This window comes from Cysteiniphilum sp. 19S12-1 (assembly GCF_052030685.1).
Lineage (GTDB): Bacteria > Pseudomonadota > Gammaproteobacteria > Francisellales > Francisellaceae > Caedibacter.
In genome coordinates this window covers 1-20,925 of the sequence record NZ_JBQAJM010000034.1, presented here as the reverse complement: position 1 = coordinate 20,925, position 20,925 = coordinate 1, and the positions used below count along the sequence as shown (strand labels likewise).

18 protein-coding genes, 1 tRNA gene and 1 pseudogene are annotated in these 20,925 nt (G+C 39.9%); 8 read left to right on the top strand and 12 right to left on the bottom strand.

Annotated elements, in window-relative coordinates:
- Nucleotides 1-69 precede the first annotated feature (69 nt).
- From ACTS4L_RS09865 to ACTS4L_RS09835, 7 genes are all read right to left on the bottom strand, one after another.
- Nucleotides 70-345 carry a hypothetical protein gene (locus ACTS4L_RS09865; protein WP_440617525.1) on the bottom strand — a complete coding sequence of 92 codons (276 nt, stop codon included), beginning with the start codon at nt 343-345 and terminating at the stop codon, nt 70-72.
- Nucleotides 346-402: 57 nt separating this feature from the next.
- Nucleotides 403-1,839, bottom strand: coding sequence for a catalase (locus ACTS4L_RS09860; RefSeq protein WP_440617524.1), 1,437 nt, complete (start codon nt 1,837-1,839; stop codon nt 403-405).
- A gap of 120 nt (nt 1,840-1,959) precedes the next feature.
- Nucleotides 1,960-2,376 (bottom strand): hypothetical protein, encoded by a 417-nt coding sequence (locus tag ACTS4L_RS09855; protein WP_440617523.1) that lies wholly within the window; start codon nt 2,374-2,376, stop codon nt 1,960-1,962.
- Between the two features lie 4 nt (nt 2,377-2,380).
- Entirely contained in the window at nt 2,381-3,673 is a 1,293-nt protein-coding gene (locus tag ACTS4L_RS09850) for an MFS transporter (RefSeq protein ID WP_440617522.1), read from the bottom strand.
- A 1-nt stretch (nt 3,674) separates the two neighbouring features.
- Nucleotides 3,675-4,691, bottom strand: a complete 1,017-nt coding sequence (locus ACTS4L_RS09845; protein WP_440617521.1) for a succinylglutamate desuccinylase/aspartoacylase family protein — start codon at nt 4,689-4,691, stop codon at nt 3,675-3,677.
- A gap of 186 nt (nt 4,692-4,877) precedes the next feature.
- On the bottom strand, nt 4,878-5,846 hold the full coding sequence (locus tag ACTS4L_RS09840; RefSeq protein WP_440617520.1) for a glucosaminidase domain-containing protein: 969 nt from the start codon (nt 5,844-5,846) through the stop codon (nt 4,878-4,880).
- A 60-nt stretch (nt 5,847-5,906) separates the two neighbouring features.
- Nucleotides 5,907-7,154, bottom strand: coding sequence for an MFS transporter (locus ACTS4L_RS09835; protein WP_440617519.1), 1,248 nt, complete (start codon nt 7,152-7,154; stop codon nt 5,907-5,909).
- A 293-nt stretch (nt 7,155-7,447) separates the two neighbouring features.
- Here ACTS4L_RS09835 and ACTS4L_RS09830 point away from each other — a divergent pair.
- From ACTS4L_RS09830 to ACTS4L_RS09800, 7 genes and pseudogenes are all read left to right on the top strand, one after another.
- Nucleotides 7,448-7,537: transfer RNA gene (locus tag ACTS4L_RS09830), tRNA-Ser, on the top strand.
- 379 nt (nt 7,538-7,916) lie between these two features.
- Complete coding sequence (lepB, locus tag ACTS4L_RS09825; protein WP_440617518.1) at nt 7,917-8,750, top strand: signal peptidase I; 834 nt, start codon at nt 7,917-7,919, stop codon at nt 8,748-8,750.
- A gap of 3 nt (nt 8,751-8,753) precedes the next feature.
- Nucleotides 8,754-9,464 carry a ribonuclease III gene (rnc, locus tag ACTS4L_RS09820; protein ID WP_440617517.1) on the top strand — a complete coding sequence of 237 codons (711 nt, stop codon included), beginning with the start codon at nt 8,754-8,756 and terminating at the stop codon, nt 9,462-9,464.
- A gap of 2 nt (nt 9,465-9,466) precedes the next feature.
- The gene (gene truB, locus ACTS4L_RS09815; RefSeq protein WP_440617516.1) at nt 9,467-10,399 is read left to right on the top strand and encodes a tRNA pseudouridine(55) synthase TruB; all 933 of its coding nucleotides are present in this window, start codon (nt 9,467-9,469) and stop codon (nt 10,397-10,399) included.
- Nucleotides 10,377-12,800, top strand: a complete 2,424-nt coding sequence (gene rnr / locus ACTS4L_RS09810) for a ribonuclease R (protein WP_440651985.1) — start codon at nt 10,377-10,379, stop codon at nt 12,798-12,800. Before truB ends, rnr begins: the two co-directional genes overlap by 23 nt.
- Before the next feature lie 23 nt (nt 12,801-12,823).
- On the top strand, nt 12,824-13,117 hold the full coding sequence (locus ACTS4L_RS09805; RefSeq protein ID WP_440617514.1) for a DUF523 domain-containing protein: 294 nt from the start codon (nt 12,824-12,826) through the stop codon (nt 13,115-13,117).
- 37 nt (nt 13,118-13,154) lie between these two features.
- Nucleotides 13,155-13,316: pseudogene (locus ACTS4L_RS09800) on the top strand (DUF523 domain-containing protein); the annotation flags it as partial.
- 57 nt (nt 13,317-13,373) lie between these two features.
- Here the strand turns inward: ACTS4L_RS09800 and secF are convergent.
- The 5 genes from secF to acnA form a co-directional block, all read right to left on the bottom strand.
- Nucleotides 13,374-14,327, bottom strand: coding sequence for a protein translocase subunit SecF (gene secF, locus ACTS4L_RS09795; protein WP_440617513.1), 954 nt, complete (start codon nt 14,325-14,327; stop codon nt 13,374-13,376).
- A 9-nt stretch (nt 14,328-14,336) separates the two neighbouring features.
- Entirely contained in the window at nt 14,337-16,283 is a 1,947-nt protein-coding gene (secD, locus tag ACTS4L_RS09790; protein WP_440617512.1) for a protein translocase subunit SecD, read from the bottom strand.
- 80 nt (nt 16,284-16,363) lie between these two features.
- Nucleotides 16,364-16,720, bottom strand: a complete 357-nt coding sequence (gene yajC, locus ACTS4L_RS09785; RefSeq protein WP_440617511.1) for a preprotein translocase subunit YajC — start codon at nt 16,718-16,720, stop codon at nt 16,364-16,366.
- A 232-nt stretch (nt 16,721-16,952) separates the two neighbouring features.
- Nucleotides 16,953-17,513: a transposase gene (locus tag ACTS4L_RS09780; protein ID WP_440617510.1), complete on the bottom strand. Its 561-nt coding sequence runs from the start codon at nt 17,511-17,513 to the stop codon at nt 16,953-16,955.
- Between the two features lie 106 nt (nt 17,514-17,619).
- Nucleotides 17,620-20,310: an aconitate hydratase AcnA gene (acnA, locus tag ACTS4L_RS09775; RefSeq protein WP_440617509.1), complete on the bottom strand. Its 2,691-nt coding sequence runs from the start codon at nt 20,308-20,310 to the stop codon at nt 17,620-17,622.
- A gap of 359 nt (nt 20,311-20,669) precedes the next feature.
- Between acnA and ACTS4L_RS09770 the strand changes: the two genes are divergently transcribed.
- Nucleotides 20,670-20,855, top strand: a complete 186-nt coding sequence (locus tag ACTS4L_RS09770) for a hypothetical protein (protein ID WP_440651984.1) — start codon at nt 20,670-20,672, stop codon at nt 20,853-20,855.
- Nucleotides 20,856-20,925 lie beyond the last annotated feature (70 nt).

Genomic DNA, 20,925 nt, shown 5'->3' with positions numbered 1-20,925 from the left:
AAGTGGCTACAACCTATATGTAATAAGGGCTAACATCACTTTGATAGTACAAACCAGTGCTATCTGGAATTAACCCCGAATATGAAAACCATGCGCTGTCGATGCTACCAAGCCATGAAGCTTAGGTGTGAACAATAATCCTCCCTTATCAGATGCGGTAACAGTTATCGTCCCAACATAAGTATGCTTAGCTGCAGTACTATACATCTTGATAATGATTTTTTGTTGCCCCTTGGTTGCTGATGCTTTACTTGTAGTATTCATGACATCTGATTGTGCCATGCTTGAAGAAACAATAACTCCTGACAATGCTAGCGCCATAGCCAATGTATTTAATATTTTCATTCTAAAGTCCTCCATGATTACGATTACAATTAAGGTTAAGATTTATATTTTGACACTTCATTGCTGCATTAGCGCTGCCTCTACATACTTCTTGTATTCAGGATGTGCTAAGTTAAATTGCTCAAGCATTATGGCTTGCACTTCTTTTGTTGCATGCACTAATCCGCCGGCGATATTATGGGCTAGCTGCTGCTTTTGTGACTCACTCATCAATTGGAATAAATCCCCTGCTTGTGAGTAATTATCCTCAGCTTGTGCATCATAATAATCAATATCACCAGATTGTCTTAATGGTGGTTCTTGATATTGAGGTGCTTCAGTTGGCGCACTGGTTTGCTGGTTAGGGTAAAAGTTAACACTATTATCTTGAGAGATATCTAAACCAGTGCCTGCCATTGCGCCATCACGTTGATAATTATGCATGGGGCATTTTGGCGCGTTAACTGGTAAATGATGCGCGTTAACACCAACACGATGGCGATGCGCATCTTGATAGGCAAGCAGTCTTGCTTGCAACATTTTATCAGGAGAAGCGCCCGTGCCAGGCACAAGATTACTTGGCGCAAAGGTTGATTGCTCAACTTCAGCAAAATAATTGTCAACATTACGATTTAATTCAATTACACCAATCTTTTGCAATGGGAAATCAGCATGCGGCCAGACTTTGGTTAAGTCAAATGGATTAATATGATAATTTTGCGCCTCTTGTTCTGTCATCACCTGAATATTGACATCCCACTTTGGAAAATCACCCTTGGCAATAGTATCAAAAAGATCCTTTTGCGCACCAAACCCAGGCATTTTAGCTGCTTCTTCCTCGCTTAAATTCTCTATACCTTGCTGGGTTTTAAAGTGCCATTTGACCCAAAAACGCTCACCTTTAGCATTATACAAACTTAACGTATGTGAGCCAAACATATGCATATGACGATAGCTCTTAGGAATGCCACGATCAGACATTAAAATGGTCATTTGATGTAATGATTGTGGATTTTTGGACCAGAACTCATACATTGCTGCAGGATCTGGTAAATTGGTTTGCGGGTTTTTCTTTTGTGAATGGATAAAATCTGGGAATTTACTCGGATCTCTTAGAAAAAATACTGGTGTATTATTACCGACAATATCATAATTACCTTGTTTGGTATAAAACTTAATTGCCGTGCCGCGTGGGTCACGCGCATAATCACTTGAATCCTGACCTCCACCAACTGTGGAGAAGCGAATAAACACATCGGTTTGTTTGCCCTTGCCTTGCAAGAAATCGGCAATGCTTAAGTGTGATAAATCTTCTTCTAAAGTAAATACTCCATGGGCACCGGAACCGCGTGCATGCACAACACGCTCAGGGATGCGCTCACGATTAAAATGCGCAAGCTTCTCAAATAACCTGAAATTATCAAAGGTTAATGATCCGCGCTCACCCGCACTAATACTAGTATTATCATTGGGCACAGGTGCGCCATTATTAGTAGTTAAATATTTCTTGTCCATATTAAACTCTCCTTATTGTTGGTTATGTAACTTGTTAAAAAATTTTATATTTCCAAGCTTAACAGCACTTCATCAACCTGAGAAATATATTACATTATTATTTTTGATATATTTTGCTTATCATCTATCTAGCACTAAAAACCTAATTAACTGGTAACGCTCTTCATTATTTTTAAAGCCATCCCTAAACAACCACAATTTTAAACGTTTGTTATTTGAAAGTTTGCATTCTAAATATAACGTACCTGCTATCATAATGCTACGGCGAACGGTCACATCATTGTGCCAATCATTACCATAATATAAGTTAATCTTACGTGTATGTGCAGTCTCAATTAAACTAATCGCGTTTAATCGCCTACCCCATAAATAATTCAATAACATGCCAATAAAAGCAATAATCCACAGTATAAGCGCACTATAAAAAAGCATTGCATATAAGAGCTTAAAAATAATAAAAAGACAAAATCCAAACAATAAAACAATGAAAACAAGCTCGATGAAAGATCGTTGTAATGCCAACTTCATCGTTGTCATCTATTTACTCCGTTGCGGTTAGCGTTGTTACGGTCAATTTAGTCGTCTCTTTGGTCGACTTACAAAAGGTTTCTTTAATCAAAAAAACACTAATTAACACGCCAATAGCTATTACCATGATAATCAATAAAAAGCCATGCTGATAATTAGCAATACTTAAATCTTGCCCTTTTGACAAATAGGCAAGCACACCACCAATCAAAGGCGCCATCAAAGAAGTCACAAGCATAATCATGGCATTATTAAGTCCTAAACCTGCAGCAAGATAATTGTTATTGCACTGCTCAGCCATAATCGCAAAGCCAATACTCTGACCGCTAGCGCCAATGCCAAGACCAAAAAAGGCAATACTAATCACGATAATATTTATTGGGAAATAAGTAATGCATAGCACCGATAAAATACAAACAATTGCAGCAAACATCATCACACGCTTACGCTTACTGGTTCGATCTGAAATGAAACCCAATAACGGACAGCCAATGGCATAACCTAACCATGATAACGTTAACATATAAGATGAGACATCAGAGCTAAAACCATGCAACATCAAAAATGTCTTACCACTATTTTCAGAGAAATACTCTATGGCAAAATACACGCACGCGGAATAACAGGCAATATACCAAACCTGACGTTGACGCATCAACTGCCAAAGATTAACTTTTAATCGCTCTTGGCGCTTTAATATACGAAAACTTCCCGTGTAATCCGTATTATTGCGAACAACAAGAAGCACGATAATCGCGATTACAATACCGATAGCCCCTAATACATAAAAAATATAACGCCATGGTAGTTCAGAATGAGATGACAAACTATTTAAAGGACCTGCTGCCAACATCGGGCCCATCGTGCCAATGAACTGTGATAAGCCGATAAATAGCGCAATATGTTTGCGTGGCATCCAGTCATATACAGCGACTAACAAACAGATAAAGCCAAAAGATGAGCCAAGTCCCATTAATACGCGAAAAACAAAGGCACTATCAAAGCCAAAGCTGATGCCAAAGCCACTAACTGCCAATGCACAGAAGAATACAGCAACGAATAATGCCTTTTTTAAACCTAAGCGATCGGTGATAATGCCTACTGGAATTTGCATAATGCCATAAATCAACTGATAGGCTGTTGAGCTTAAGATGGCAAATGTCACAAGGTTTAAATTAAGATCTTGAATAATGGGATGCTCAAACGTGCCTAAAATGGTTCTTAGTAAAAACTCATACATGAAAAATAGCGCACACACCAACCAAATCATCGTGCCGATAAAACTCATTTTTTGATTTTGACTCATATTATTCGTCAACCTCAGGTTTGTTTTCTTCCCATTCCTCTAAGATTTCTTCAGCTCTTTGATTATCGATAAAAGAGGCTACTTTAAAAACAGAAACACCTTCTTGAATCAATGGTGAACGGTTAATTCCAACAATTACGCCATCCAGATTTGACTTGATTACTGTCGCATTCTCATTACTAAATGGGTCAGTCAAACGTCCGATTTTATCACCCTTTTTGATTGACTCTCCCAATGCTACTTCACTATGTAAAACACCCGAGGATGATGAAATAAGCCAATCATCATCCTTTGAAAATACAGGCGTTACATTATCATCAACCTCACCATTTAGCATCCCAAGTTTGCACATCACGTTTTTAATACCATCTAAACCCACCTGAATTGCCGTTTGATCGAAACGTTGCGCTTCCCCTGCTTCATATACCAATAAAGGAATATTCAAACTTTCTGCGGTGATGCGAATGCCGCTTTGATTAGTTTCAACCTCAGTAATAACGGGGGCTTGGAATGCTTTGGCTAATTTCTTTGCCTCAACGTTATCAAAGTTACAATACACTTGCGGTAAAATTTCATGATTCAGTGAGCCTGTATTTAACTCAATGCAACAATTAATCTGTGTCAAAATCTCTTGGGTAAAGATATGTGCAATACGTTCACCAAAACTACCATGCTCATTTCCTGGGAAAGAAGCGCTTAGTTTAACGCCACTTGGTGTCGGTTTTGGAAAGTGAGACAAACCATACACATTTAAAACCGGAATAGCAACCAATGTTCCATTCAAGTCATCCGCAGAGATATCATCATATAGCTGATTAGCTATTTCTAATCCATTAAACTCATTACCATCAATCATCGCAAACACCAAGAGTTTGCGTCCACTTTGCTTGCCATTGATTACTTTAATTGGCATGTACATTGGCGAGCATGAATACTGCTCAGGCAAGGGTAATGCCAATGTCGCTTTCTCACCAGGGTGAACACTGGCGTCACAAATTTTGAAACTACTATTTTTCATTTTTATTACGAACCTTATTTGTTTTATTTAATTTCAACAGTATTCCAAAGCCTTTAAAAAACCTTAAATCTTGAATAATTGAAATCATTGAAAGTTATGTAGAAAGAGTATAGCCATTATTGACATAAGCTAAACAGCAAAACACATATTTTTTTAATTTTAAATATAAAGGGATCATCAAAGCACCTAGATTTTTTCACACAAACCATCATATTGCTCAAGATTATTATGGCGCATAACTGTCTTTAGAATCGTCGCATATTCATCACCTTTCAAGCCTGAATAAGATTGCAAATAGCCTGCTAAATCATAACCGTTTAACATAATCAACTGCGCTCTTTGCTTTCTGAACTCAGCATAAGGCGCCAAAGTATTAAGCACACGATAATAATCAACAATGCTCGCGCTAACATCAGTAAATTTACTGACTTCATCAATCACGCCTGATGTTGGATATTTAGGTGCAATACCACAGCCTTGTGAGAAACAATGTAAGCCGAAATAATTTTTACCATGCACCGCAAAACGCGAACCACCCCAGTTACTCTCAACAATTGCCTGTGCTAAAGTCAAGCTTTCGGGAATGACATTCACGCTTAACAACAGATGGTTAATCAAACTGTTATCACTATTTGCATAAGCGTTTAGCGCATAGGCATCTGCCAACTCGCGCAAACGTACTTTATCTTGAGGTGTGATAGTAGACTTTGATTCTAGTGCTAATAAAAAGTCTCGCTCTTTGATAATCTGTCGATTAATCGGACACATCTTAGTAAGCATCGTATTAATAAATGCCTGCTTCGGCAATCGCAGCGCTTGTGAAATTGATAAATCATTATCCTCAAGATTGTTCATCTGTACAATGCATTGAGATGAAACACCAATACGATGCGCAATCCTATCAATCGCATCGCCCTTTAATACTAAGTACTTATATGAGCTATCATAACTACAACTTGGTGGCAAATTCAGTTTTGTTAAAACGTCACGCTTATTAGTATCTGCATTTTTTCCTGCATGTATTTCTTGTTTTTGCTGTTTTTGCGCCACTGAATAACTTGATGAGTCTGGAATATTATTTGCTGTTGTGCACGCACTCAAAAGCACTGCTATGAATATAATGCTTTTACTTTTAATACTATTTATTCTTGCCATTTCTTTTCTCTTTGCATGCTATGCGGATATTTTACCGCTTAGAGTATAGTCACCTAAAAATTATTCTGCTTTTATTTCCGCATGTTTTGGTTCTTTTATAAGGAAAACCAGTAGCAATGAAATGGTAATACATATTGGAATAACGATATAAGCACCACGAAAACTTAAAGACTGTTCAAGCATACCAAAACCAATTTGTGCTAAAGCACCACCACCCATAATAATCAAAGAAGCTAATGAAGTTGCTGAAGCAGAAATCTCTACTGGGTTTGATTCAGCTATGACTGGATAACCAATATTTTGCGCAGCAGTTAACGCACCGATAAAAAAGAAGATCACAATCAATGCATGATAGCCAAGATTTGCATTAAGCAGTAATAAAGTTACCACCAGTGAGAGACTTGCCCCCAATAACATAAATGGCTTGCGCGAGCGATAATAGTCTGAAAGTTTGTTCCATAAAGGTCCACCAATCATATAACCAATACTAATGATCCCCGCAATCATCGCCGCGTCTTGCGCGGTTATGCTAAAGCTATGCCTTAAAAACGCCTGTCCAAAACTAAATTCAAGAATCATAACTGGGAAATTCATCAATGAAACATAAAGTGCCGCTAACCAGTTTTGTTTTTTGTTAACCACATAACGTAAATTTTTAAAAGCACTCCAAACTGACTGCTGCGCTTTATTATTTTGCTGATTCTGCTCGTTTTGCTCATTTTGCTGATTCCTCTGTGGTTTCTTTTGAATCAACACTAATGCCAAAGCAATAATAACAAGCCCCATAATAATATTAGTGATTTGCACAACCTGCCCAGAGCCAGAATATACCAACAGTGCATGCCCGCCGGCATTTCCTAAGTAGCTTCCTAAAAAGGCAATCGTAATTGCCATACTGATAGGAAAACCTATCCGCCCATGATCAAACCAGTTTGTTGCCACACGCACGCATGATAATAAAGTAAAAGCTCCACCAAATCCCACCAATAACATACAGGCATATGCAATAAACTGACTGCTGACAAATGTCATGATTGCCACACCAGTCAACATCACCATAAGTGCTGATACAATCACTCTTTTGCTATTATAGCGATCCAAAATCACACCTGCTGGAATAAACATCAAAACATTGCCAATCAAGTACATCGACGTAAACAAGCCATATGAACTGATTTGGTAACGCGCAATATAATAATCAATCAACGTGTTATTAAGTGATAACTGAATAAACCAATAAAAAAAGAAAAGTGCCGCGGCAAACATCGAAAGCCACGCACGTAATGAGTAGTTTGTATTTTTATGCATTTTAAGATGCGTGATAAAATTAATTTGCGCCGACTTTACCGTGATATTTTAAGATGTCAAGCGCCTTGCTTTCTAGGATCGACTTTGCTAGGATGCACGTGCTTTTATTACAGCATTAGCTTAATGAAGTTTTTGCAAGAGGTGTCCGAGTGGGCGAATTAGCCCCTCAAGCAGCGGCTAAGCTGCGAGCTAATGAGTGCCTGTAGCAGGAGCGAAAGGCTGGGTTACTTAACAAGATCACGATAATTGAGTTTATTAACTAATCAGCCACGAGTTGAACAGGTCAATTTTCTGGAGGGGTGTCCGAGTGGTTGAAGGAGCACGCCTGGAAAGCGTGTATACGTTAACGCGTATCGAGAGTTCGAATCTCTTCCCCTCCGCCAGAATTTTAAATTTACCTCGGCAAAGAACAAGCGCAAACCGTCGACATAACCAAATGTCATATCATGTTTACCAAGAAACATCGAAATCGCTTCATTAAAGTAGTCTAAAATAATGTGATTGCTTAAGTGTTGACCTGCATTCACATCTAAAAATCACAGTGGGATATCGCAACTAAAAAGGTTTTCGTGCAATAAACCTTGTGGTTTCTTTAAGGCGACAAACACGAAAAGTCACTCTTAATCGTTGTATGTTAGCTTTAAGTACGTATTCTAAAGCTTCCAATCAGCGATAGAAACGAGTTTAGCAATAAAACCATAGCGATTTTTGGGCTAATCCGTATAATAATGCCGGTATATTGCACAAAGGAAATAAAAACCTATGAATATTGATTTTAGCTTTTGGCTACTGGTACTGACAATTGCCTCTGGTATTATTGCTGCCATTGACAAATTTAAGTTTGAACCAAAACGTTTGGCACCCGTTATGGATGAGCTCCAAGGCATGAAGCAAAAAGAACGTCGCAAGTTCATCCAAAAAAACAAAGCACTAAAAGCGCCTCTATTGGCTGATTATGCACGCTCACTGTTTAGCGTATTTTTGATTGTCTTTATCTTGCGCGGTTTTTTAATCGGCAACTTTTTAATCCCATCAGCTTCAATGACACCAACACTACCCGTTGGCAACTTCATCTTGGTGAACAAAACCGCTTATGGCATAAGAAATCCAATTACCAATAATGTCTGGGTTGAAACAGGCAAGCCTGAGCGTGGCGATATTGCGGTATTTCACTTCCCAGTCAATCCAGGGGTTGACTTTATTAAGCGCGTTATTGGCGTGCCTGGTGATGTCATCTCTTACCAAGACAAAAAGCTTACCGTCAATGGCAAAGCGATTGAATATACCAACTGCTTAGATAACCAAGTTAATAGCTATAATGGCAATGGTCCCAACACCATTTGTACTGAGCACCTTGGCAAGGTAGCCCACCAAATTGACGACATGACCAATGCGCCGTCGGCTGACTTCACCAATCTTGTTGTTCCTCAAGGCATGTATTTTGTAATGGGAGACAACCGTGACAACAGCGAAGATAGTCGCTATTGGGGCTTTGTGCCAGAGAAAGACCTTGTTGGTAAAGCAAGCTTTGTCTGGTTTAGTTGGAATAGTTTAAACAGCTCCGTACGCTGGAATGAAATAGGAAGAGTATTGTAAATAATGACCATTGATTACACCCCTTTATATCGTAGCATTGGCTACCACTTTAATAATGAAGCGCTTATCATTCAAGCGCTCACTCATCGCAGTAAACAAAAGCAACATAACGAACGTTTAGAGTTCTTGGGCGATTCCATTCTTGGGTTTGTAATCGCCGAAGCGCTTTATCAAAAGTTTCCACATGAAGATGAAGGCAGCTTATCGCTCCTTCGCATGTATCTTGTGCGTGGTAAAACACTGACCGATATGGCAAAGCATTTTGATCTGGGTGAATATATGTCTTTCGGTGTTGGCGAGCTTAAATCAGGCGGGCATAAACGCGCACGCTTGTTAGAAGATGCTTTTGAGGCGCTGATTGGTGCAATCTACTTGGATAGTGACATGTTGGTTGTTAAAGAGCGCATCTTAACCTGGTTTAAAGATGTTTTGACCACATTGAATGTTGAAGAACATACCAAAGATCCGAAATCCCGCTTACAAGAATACTTACAAGCTGAGATTCAAACACACCCTATCTACTCAATTGTTGCTACCGAAGGCTTAGATCACGATCAAACGTTTACGGTTGAAGTTTCGCTCGGATCACTTGAGCACAGCTATCGAGCCAAAGGCAAATCACGTAAACAAGCCGAGCATGCCGCTGCCAAAGAAGCATTAAAAGCGATTAAAGCGCAAGATCAGCAAAACAAGCAAAATAAGCAAGATCAATAACTATGGCACGTAAACGCAAAGGGATTGCCTTAAATGGCATTATCGTTATTGATAAACCACAAGGCTTGTCCTCCAACCAAGCACTACAACGTGTTAAGCGCCTTTTTAATGCACAAAAAGCCGGACACACGGGTAGTCTTGACCCGATGGCAACGGGCGTGTTACCCATTTGCTTTGGTCAAGCAACACGTATATCGCAATATCTTTTAGATGCTGATAAGGCTTATCAAGCAACGATTCAATTAGGTATCAGCACTGATAGTGGTGACGCTGAAGGCAATGTTATTGAACAGCACCAAGTCCCTGAAATCACACTTGAGAACATCCATAACGCATTGGATAAATTCCGTGGTGAGATAAGTCAGATCCCTCCGATGTATTCAGCGCTCAAGCACCAAGGGAAACCTTTGTATGAGTTAGCACGTCAAGGTATCGAAATCGAGCGCAAAGCGCGTAATATCAATATTTATGCACTTGAATTGATTGGCTACAACCCTGAAAAACACACCATTGACATTGATGTACGCTGCTCCAAGGGGACCTATATTCGCACGCTAGGCATGGATATTGCCAAAGCGCTAAATTGCGCTGGACATTTAATTAAATTAACACGAACAGCATGCGGACTATTGACGAGCAATGATGCATCGTCACTTGAAATACTGCAAGCACTCACGCTGGATTCATGCTATGAAAAACTACTTAATCCAGAATATGCATTTACAGATACACCTATTTTTACTATACCTAATGACAAAGTGGACTTATTTTATCTGAAAGGGAAAATGCAACTAACCAATAATTTCACCGGCACCGCCCGTATTTATGATCAAGATCGATTTGTCGCGCTTGGTCACTTTAATGATGGCGAGCTTGTGAAAAAACAACTTTTTTTACAAGGCATCATCGAGAATGAGCAAGAAATACACGATTGATAACGATCCAAACAAGGATTTAGAAGCACAAAAATATGACGACCCTATTCCAAGCAGGGAAGTCATTTTAACCTACTTAAAAGACCTCAAACAGCCGACTGTTTTTGAAAAGATTGCTGATAAATTAGGACTAAAACGCAGCAAACAGCTCGATGCCCTTGCCAATCGGCTAGGCGCGATGGTACGCGATGAGCAAATTGAACAAGATGGTCAGTATTTTAGACCGTTAAAACAAAAACGTCGCATCATTACCGGCTACGTGCGCGTTGAAAACGATGGTAATGCGATTATTACTACCGAAGATAGAATGCATAGCGCGTTTTTACCACAACATCAAGCTCGCTTAGTCTTCAATGGTGACAAGGTGTGCGCGATGATCTTGGGACTTAATCGCAAAGACAAATTAGAAGCGCGAATTGATAGTATTATTGAGCGCAATACCATCGAAATTACTGGACGCTATAGCCAACAGTTGGATAGCCACTTTATCCAACCGATTAGCAAAACCATGCCGAAATATATAGCACTCTTGCCTCCGTCAGAAGAGCTTGAACCTGACACTTTGATCAAAGCGAAATTAGTCATATTCCCTTCAACGGTTTGCTCAGCGGTCGCGCAATTTGTTGAAATCATTGAAGAGCAATCACCGATCCTCACGGCAATTTCAGTTGCCAGCAAAAAGCATAATCTAATCGAAAACTGGAGCAATAAAACCGCACGCTTAGTTCGCAAACTCCCCCATGAGGTGCTCGATACTGAAATATCAGCACGCACAGACCTACGTGATTTACCCTTTGTAACGATTGATGGTGAGGATGCCAAAGACTTTGATGATGCCGTTTACGCACGCAAAAGCTCAACCGGTGGTTGGAAGCTTTATGTGGCAATTGCGGATGTTTCATATTATGTTCGCCCTGAATCAAGTCTGGATAAAGAAGCACAAGCAAGGTCTACTTCTGTTTATTTCCCAGGGTATGTTATTCCGATGCTGCCTGAACAGCTCTCTAATGAGCTGTGCTCATTAAAACCCAAAGTGGATCGCTTAGCATTAATCTGTGAGATGAATATCAGCGCCAATGCCAAGCTTTCACGCTACAAGTTTTACTCAGGCGTTATTAATTCCAAAGCACGCTTAACGTATACTGAGGTTTCAAAACTTTTAAACAATAAAGACAATAGCATCTATTACGAGCAACCTGAGCTTATTCCACACTTATTTGATTTATATGACCTTTATAAAGTCTTAGCAACTGCACGCAAACAACGAGGAGCAATTGACTTTGATACGGTTGAATCACAAATTATTTTAAATGATCATCAGCATATTTCAGCGATTATTCCACGCCAGCGTAATGATGCGCATAAACTCATTGAAGAATGTATGCTTTTGGCAAATGTCGCTACCGCGCGCTTTATTGAAAAAAACAAAGCAGGCGCTCCTTTTCGTGTACATGGCGCACCACCTAGTGGCAAAGTTGACGACTTGAAGGCTTATTTACATTCACTGGGCATTGCCTTTAAACCCAACAAATCAGGTGCCACACCAGCTGATTATAGTCAGATGCTAAACTCCGTCAAAGACCGTGATGATTTTGCCAATATTCAGCTGATGACATTAAAAAGCATGAATCAGGCCTTTTACACACCTGACAATGATGGACATTTTGGCTTAGCATATCCTGCTTACTGCCACTTCACCTCACCTATTCGCCGTTATCCTGATTTATTAACACATCGCGCAATCAAATCAATTCTTGGCGAGAAAACCCTTGGCGCTTATCACTACACGCACAGTCAATTAGACGAGCTTTGCGCCCATGCTTCAAGTCAAGAACGCAATGCTGATTCAGCCTCAAGTGACGTTGAGAAATGGCTAAAATGCCATTTCCTACACAATCGCATTGGTGAGTTATTCGATGCTAAAATCGTTCATGTCACCGGCTTTGGCATGTATGTAGAGTTAATTGAAAACTATATCGAAGGGTTAGTACATATCTCGTCAATGCATGGTGATTATTATGTCTTTGATGAGGTGCAACATCGTTTAATCGGTCAACACTCTAAAAAAGCCTTTGGCATTGGGCAAAAGGTTCAAGTACAACTTGTGCGCGTTAATCTTGATGAAATGCAGATTGATTTTGAATTAACAGTAAATGGCAAAGGCCGCAGCCATCAAGAGCTTGCCGCAGGTCGCACACCAAAACGCCGTCGTGCACGCATTAAAAGCGCAAGCTTAAAACCTACAACGCAAAAGCGCACACGCAAAAAATCCACACATAATAGCACCGTTGAGCCCACAAAGTTAGTTGAGGATAAACCGGCAAAAGCCAAAAAGAAAAAACCCAGTAGTGCAAAGCGCACACGTAAGAAGTCAAATGCTAAGAACTCTCAAACTGAATAATCATCAAAGGGCTATTCTAAAAAATGCATAAAATACTTATTAGCGCTTGCTTACTTGGTCATAATGTCCGCTATGATGGTAACAACTGTTTCTCCGACCACTCGACTTTAAAAAAATGGCAGGAAGAAGGGAGAATAATATCAACCTGTCCAGAAGTATCTGGAGGATTACCTATTCCTCGAATACCTGCTGAAATAGTTGGAGGCAAATCAACTGATGTCATTCACGGGAAAGCCAAAGTTATTGGAAAAGATGATTCTGATCTATCAAAACAATTTATTCTGGGGGCTCAAAAAACCCTTGAGCTTTTGCAGTAGCTCATAATATTAAGTTGGCAATACTAAAAAGAATAGTCCCTCGTGTGGCAACTCAAGCATATATGATGGCAGCTTTAGTGCAAAAATAGTTGATGGCTCGGGTATCACTGCAGAATTGCTAACATGTAATCGAGTACGCGTTTTCAATGAAGGTCAAATTGACGAAGCTGATCTATTTTTAAAGAAGATTGAGAAGTAACTATTAGGCTCTGACTTAGATTAAAAATTATTAAAAAAGCCATATCCTTGGCAAGGACTAAGGACGATCATCATCCAAGCGCTGAGGTGGCAATAGCGATTCGCGCTTTAAGCCAAACAATACCGCTAATACACCAGCAACATAAATCGATGAATAAGTACCGACGATCACACCCAAGATAAGGGCTAATGAAAACTCATGCAATGAAGGTCCACCGAAGAAATAAAGGACAACCACTACCAAAAGCGTTAGTCCTGAGGTCATAATCGTGCGAGATAAGGTATCATTCACTGAGCGGTTAACCACTTCAATCACTGATGCCTTACGCATCTTACGGAAGTTTTCACGCACACGGTCATAAATAACCACCGTATCATTCAATGAATAACCAATTACTGCTAATACTGCAGCTAATGTTGTTAAGGTAAATTCTAATTGAAATGCCGCAAAAACACCTAGAATAATAATCGGATCATGAATAAGTGCAATACCGGCACTAATCGCAAACTTCATCTCAAAACGAAAAGCAATATAGCCAACAATACAAATCATTGCTACCAATAGCGCTAATAAACCATTGGTTGCAAGCTCTTTACCAACTTGCGGTCCAATATAATTTAAACTAGTGACTTGCGCTTGAGAGCCTAAACTTTTCTCAATTTTCACCTTCAGTAATTGCTGAGCAGATTGCCCATCTTGGTTAATCACTGCCTGATTGTTTTCATTTTTTTGAATCGGCAGCTTAATCATCAAGCTATCACTTGAACCAAAAGTCGTTACTTGCGCTGTTGGAAAACCATCTCGCGCCAATACTTTTGCCACCTCTTGAGTTGATGGCGCTTTATTATAATTGACTTGGATTTGATAACCACCGGTAAAATCCAAGCCCATATTTAAGCCGCGAACAACTAAAAATACAATAGATAAACCAATCAATACAATCGAAACAATCGCGGTCCATTTACGGATTCCCATAAAGTCGATATTGGTTTTACGTTTAAAAAACTCCATGCGACCCCCCTATATTCCGATCGATAATTTTTTAAGATTGCGACGTGAACCATAGACAAGGTTTGTCATCGCACGTGAAACAGTTACTGCCGTAAACATTGATGTCAGAATACCGATAATCAATGTCACCGCAAAGCCTTTAACGGCACCTGTACCAATCGCAAAGAGGATAATCGCAACAATCAATGTTGTGACGTTTGAATCAACAATTGTACCAAAGGCGCGCTCATAGCCTGCCGAGATCGCACTTTGCACCGGCATGCCATTTCTAAGCTCTTCACGTATCCGCTCAAACACCAAGACATTGCCATCAATTGACATCCCCAAGTTCAAGACAATACCGGCAATCCCTGGCAATGTTAGTGTGGCACCTGGAATGATTGACATAATAGCAACAATTAATACTAAATTTAGCACCAATGCGACATTGGCTATCATCCCAAACAGGTGATAGTAAATTGCCATGAATAACACAACAAGGATCAGTGCGACAACAATAGATAACATCCCTTGCTCAATATTTTGCTTACCAAGCGTTGGACCAATTTGTTGCTCTTGCGCAATATGTACAGGCACTTGAAGTGCACCAGAGCGAATCATTAATGCCAAGTTATTGGCTTCACGTTGATCAAGACCGGTAATTTGGAAGTTAGCACCTAACACGGTTTGAATCGTTGCGGCATTAACGAGCTTTTCAGTCTTTTCAATTCTATTGACTTCTTTGCCGTCAATCATTTCTTTCTTATAGGTTGTGTTAACTAGCATGACACCCATTAAGTCGCCGACATGCTTGCCAGTCACTTCTCTAAAATGACCTGCTGCATCTGAGCTTAACTGTACGGCAACGATTGGTTGACCACTTTGATGATCCACGCCAGGAGAGGCATTGACAATCGCACTGCCACTAACCACTGAATTACCATTAAGCTGATAGTAATAGGTTTGACCATTTGACGTTAATGGATAGACTTTAATACCCTGCTCTTCAACTTTTAAGCGATCGGTGACAGGTGTCACGATATAAAAGCTTGCGGTTGATGTACCTCCCAAAATTTGCTTAGCACGTGCTGCATCTTGCAGACCAGGCAACTCAATAATCACACGTGAATCACCAGAGGCGGCAACAGAGGCTTCCGCAACACCTAGCGCATTAATACGATTACGCATTACTGTCACCACTTGCGAGATAGCCTCTTGCTTGATTTGCGTTAACAATTGTGTATTGAAAGTTACTAGAAGCGTTTTATCTTTCAGTGCACTGTAAACCAACTGATTATTTTGCATCTTGCTATAGTCTGTTTTGATAAAATTAATTGCTTTATCCAGATCCGCTTTGTTGGCAAAAGTTAACGCAACATAGCCAATACTGCTATAAGTCACAGGCACTGGCAATGCTTTGCTTATTTCAGGTTTTTGCGACGCTTTTAGTTGTGATTCAGGTGTTACACCTAGTTTCTTAATACCCTGCGCCAAACTCTCTAAGGTATTATCCAGACGTGCATTAATCGCCGATTGCGTATCTGCTTCAAGCACCAAATACATACCACCGCGCAAATCCAAACCTAAATTCATGGGCTCGGCACCTAGCGCCAACAACCAATTAGGCGTGTTTCCTGCCATATTAAGGGCGATAATATAATCACTGCCAATGGTTTTCTGCAAAGCTGTGCGTGCCGCAATCTGATCTTGTGCGTCCGAGAATCTCACTTGAATCACTGTGTTTGATTCTTGATGCAATGATTTATACGCAATTTTTTGTTCGCTTAACGTATCTTTAATCTGCGTTACAAGTGCCGCATTCACCGTACCATCTTTGGGAGAGATTTGTAATGACGGCGTTTCACCAAATAAATTGGGTAACGCATAGATAATCGACAAAATCGCAATTACTAGAATAGTAATATATTTCCACAAAGGATACTTATTAACCGCAGCTTTTTGTCTGGGATGAAGCATAATCCTAATACCTTAGTTTGAGTTGGTCATACACTCATTGCAACATCATTTACAATGGGCATATAGCAATGTAGTCAAAATTAATTGGTTTTAACAGCACCTTTTGGTAAAACACCAGAAACCGCACTTTTTTGTACTTTGATAATAACGTTTTCTGCAATTTCAATTTCAGTATAGTTCTCACCAATTTTAAAGATCTTGCCAACAATACCGCCATTTGTCATGACTTCATCACCTTTGGCCAACTCTGAAATCATCTTACGTTGTTCTTTATTACGCTTCATTTGCGGACGAATAAGTAAGAAATAAAAAATGGCAAAAAACGCCACCAACATTAAAATTGAGCTCATTGCTGAGCCCCCTGCTGCCGCGCCTTCTGCAAAGGCGCTTGAACTTAATAACAATAGCGATGATAGTGCTACTAATAACTTATTCATTACTTATCTCCTGTTGAGGTATATATTATTATTCCGCTAGCATAATAGTTGACGCACGGAATACTATTTAAAAAATCTGGGATAATGTACATGACAGGGGGTATTTTGACAACTGTTGTCTGCTGCAAATCGATATATGAAAGATATTCACATGGAAGCAACTCACTGAGGTGATTCATATAAGGGTAATTCGTGAATCGCCCTCTCACAAATTTCCCTCTCACGCACTGCCTCAAAGGTTTTGAGGATGCAAAGAATCCAACTCCCATTGCAACGGGTTGTTGTCTATATATTCATATATTCGCAGATAATCATCCTCATCTCGAATAACATGCTCATAATAATTGCGTTGCCACAACTTCTGCCCAGATGCGCCTCGAACAATATTGATTTGCTTTGATGTTTGCATCTTAAATCGTCCAATGATTTTAGGCAATAGCATATTACGTCGTTGCTTTACGGTCATTGGTAGGGGCGATTCATGAATCGCCCCTACATGAATTGCCCTCTCATGAATTGCCCCCACAGTATTGGTGATAACCACAATTCCATGGAAGTGATTTGGCATGATAACAAATGCATCACATTTTACATTTGACCCTATGGCTTCAATTTTTAACCATTCGCTACGAACAATATCGCCAAGTTCATTCAATATCATTTTGCCATTGACAATATCTCCAAACAAACACGCTCTGTCTTGCGTACAAATTGTTACAAAATACATCCCTGCCTGAGAATAATCATACTCACTTAAACGAATTGAATGGCGATTTTGCTTCCTGCTGCTCATAGCTGTTTCCAATTCCTAATATATTTAAGCGAAAATTCACAATTTGAATATACGTGTAGGGGCGATTCATGAATCGCCCCTACGTGAATCACCCTTTGTATATAATTTATGACATCATATTTTTCAAAACGGTCTGCAAAATGCCACCATTTTTCAAATAATCAACATCGACATCAGCATCTAAACGTGCCAACGCTTCAAAGATAGTTTTGTGACCATTGGTATGCACGGCTTCAACGATAACATTCTCACGTGGTTTCACACTATCAAGTCCTTTGATATTGAAGGTTTCTGTGCCATCTAAACCAAGAGATTTAGCCGTTTGACCATTAACATACTGCAAAGGTAACACACCCATACCAACCAAGTTTGAGCGGTGAATACGCTCATAACTCTCAGCGATCACAGCTTTAACACCCAATAGGAAAGTCCCTTTAGCTGCCCAGTCACGTGATGAGCCTGTACCATACTCTTTACCTGCCAATACGATTAATGGCGTATTGGATGCTTTATATTTCATCGCTGCATCAAACACATATTCAATCGAACCATCTGGGTGATATTTAGTAACTCCACCTTCCGTACCAGGCGCTAACAAGTTGCGAATACGGATATTAGCAAACGTACCACGCATCATCACCTCATGGTTACCACGACGTGAACCATACGAGTTAAAGTCTTTTTTCTCAACGCCATGTGCTTTCAAATATTGCCCTGCTGGATATTCCTCTGGAATAGAACCCGCTGGAGAGATATGATCTGTTGTTACCGAATCACCTAGCATCAATAAGGTGCGCGCACCAACAATATCTAAAGACCCCTTGCCTGAATCCGCAAAGTTCTCAAAGAAGTTAGGGCATTGAATATAAGTTGATTTCTCATCAAATTTATATAGCTCACCTGTAGGTGCTGATAGTTTCTGCCAATCTTTTGTGCCATCTAAAACCGTTGCATAGGATTTCTCAAACATCTCAGCATTGATCACGCGTGATTGTAATTCAGCAATATCATGACAACTTGGCCATATGTCTTTCAAATAAACATCTTCTCCATGTTGATCTTTACCAATTGGATCATGCTCAGGGTCAAAATTAACTGTTCCAGCAATAGCATAAGCCACCACATGGATAGGAGAGGCTAAGTAATTTGCTTTAACATCTGGGTTAATACGTCCTTCAAAGTTGCGATTCCCTGAGCCGACGGATGCAACGACTAAATCACCTTTGTTAATCGCATCAATAATTGGTTGATCCAATGGTCCTGAGTTACCAATACACGTTGTACAACCATATCCAACAACATCAAATTTCAGTTGTTCTAAATACTTTAATAAGCCTGATTTTTCAAGGTATTGCGTAACTACCTGTGAGCCAGGGGCTAATGACGTTTTAACATATGGCTTAACTGTTAGACCTTTTTCAACTGCCTTTTTAGCTAATAAACCCGCACCCAATAAAACGGATGGGTTAGATGTATTTGTACATGAAGTAATAGCAGCAATTGCGACATCTCCATGCTTTAATTCACAATCCATGCCTTCAATTTTAACCGCTGTTTTGGTTTGCTCCTCTGTCAAGCCGAAGCCATGTAAGCCTGCCTCATGCGTTAAACATTTTTTAAAGTTTGCTTTTAAGTCATGCATAGGCACACGATCTTGTGGGCGCTTAGGACCCGCTAATGTTGAGTCCACTGTTGACATATCAAGCTCGATTACCGCCGTATACTCTGGCTCTTCTGCTGGGTTATGACGGAATAAATATTGCTCCTCATAAACTTTCTTCGCCAGATCAACATATTCATCACGATTACTGTTTTTAAAGAAGGCTAAAGTTACATCATCGACTGGGAAGAAGCCCATTGTCGCACCATACTCTGGCGCCATGTTGGCAATGGTTGCTCGATCTGGTAATGATAAATGTTTTAAACCTTCACCAAAGTACTCAACAAACTTACCAACCACACCATGCTTACGAAGTAGTTCCGTAATTGTTAACACTAAATCAGTGGCCGTGACACCTTCACGCAACTCACCTGTCAGTTTCACACCAACAACATCAGGCAATACCATATAATATGGCTGACCGAGCATAACCGCTTCCGCTTCAATACCGCCAACGCCCCAACCCATCACACCAATGCCATTAATCATCGTTGTGTGTGAATCAGTACCGACAAGGGTATCAGGATAAGCAACTTTCTCACCATTTTGATCTTTAACTAAAATGCCTTTTGCTAAATATTCCAAGTTCACTTGGTGAATAATCCCCATGCCCGGCGGCACAACAACGAAATCATCAAAGGCTTTTTGCCCCCATTTTAACAATGAATAACGCTCGCCATTTCGCTCAAATTCTTTGGCAACGTTTTTCTCAAGTGCATCTTTCGTACCGTAGTAATCAACTTGCACAGAGTGGTCAATAACCATTGCTGTATCAACCAATGGATTAATTTTTTGTGGATCCCCACCTGCATCTTTAATCGCTTGACGCATAGCAGCCAAATCAACAACCGCAGGCACGCCGGTAAAATCTTGCATCACAACGCGTGCTGGCATATGCGGGATCTCAGGGCGCACTTTGGCTTTAGCGTCCCAATTAAGTACATTTTCAACGTCAGACACTTTGACTTTATAGTCATCAATATTACGCAATTGGTTCTCAACCAATACACGAATAGAATACGGCAAACGCGTAATATCTTTACCTGTTTCAGCTGCTAATTTTTGCAAGCTATAGGCAGTATATTGTTGCCCTTTAGCGTCAATCAAAACCTTTGTTGAACGTTTTAAATCGGTCATGAGGATAGCTCCTTCTTTACTGTTTTTTTCTGTGTATTGAGGCTTATTTCGGCGCTCATATTAGCCCAATCAGCTGCTGTTGTACAGCGTGATGCAAGCTCCATGGTAATAATCACCCATACCTGATAAGTGCAAAACCAAAGGTAGTGTAATAACCTTTCAAACACGATCAATAGACTTCAACTCACGAAATGCAGAGAAGATAGAATCATGCCCCAAAGCGTGCCTTGAACAAGTTTTAAAAATATCAAAAGTCATTTTGTCATAACACATCCAGCAGATGCCCCACAAATATATAAATTCAGCTATATTTAAGTCTATATCGAATATCATAACGACTGATTTAGGTGATCAATATCATGCAAACAGCAACGAAACAACACCATAGATTGCTTAAGAAAACACTAAAGCCTGAGTACCTCGTATCATGCTTAACCATTATCATGTTATTTCTTCTGAGCCAGCATCTAGCAGAGCAAAAGGATAAAATAAATGCCATTGATCCACCAGAATACTATTACATCTACGCCAGTATTACCTGTTAGAACCAGCAAAAACTTTAGGCTCAGCCAGAGTTATTTTGCAAATCAACCAACATTATTTTGCAAATGAAAT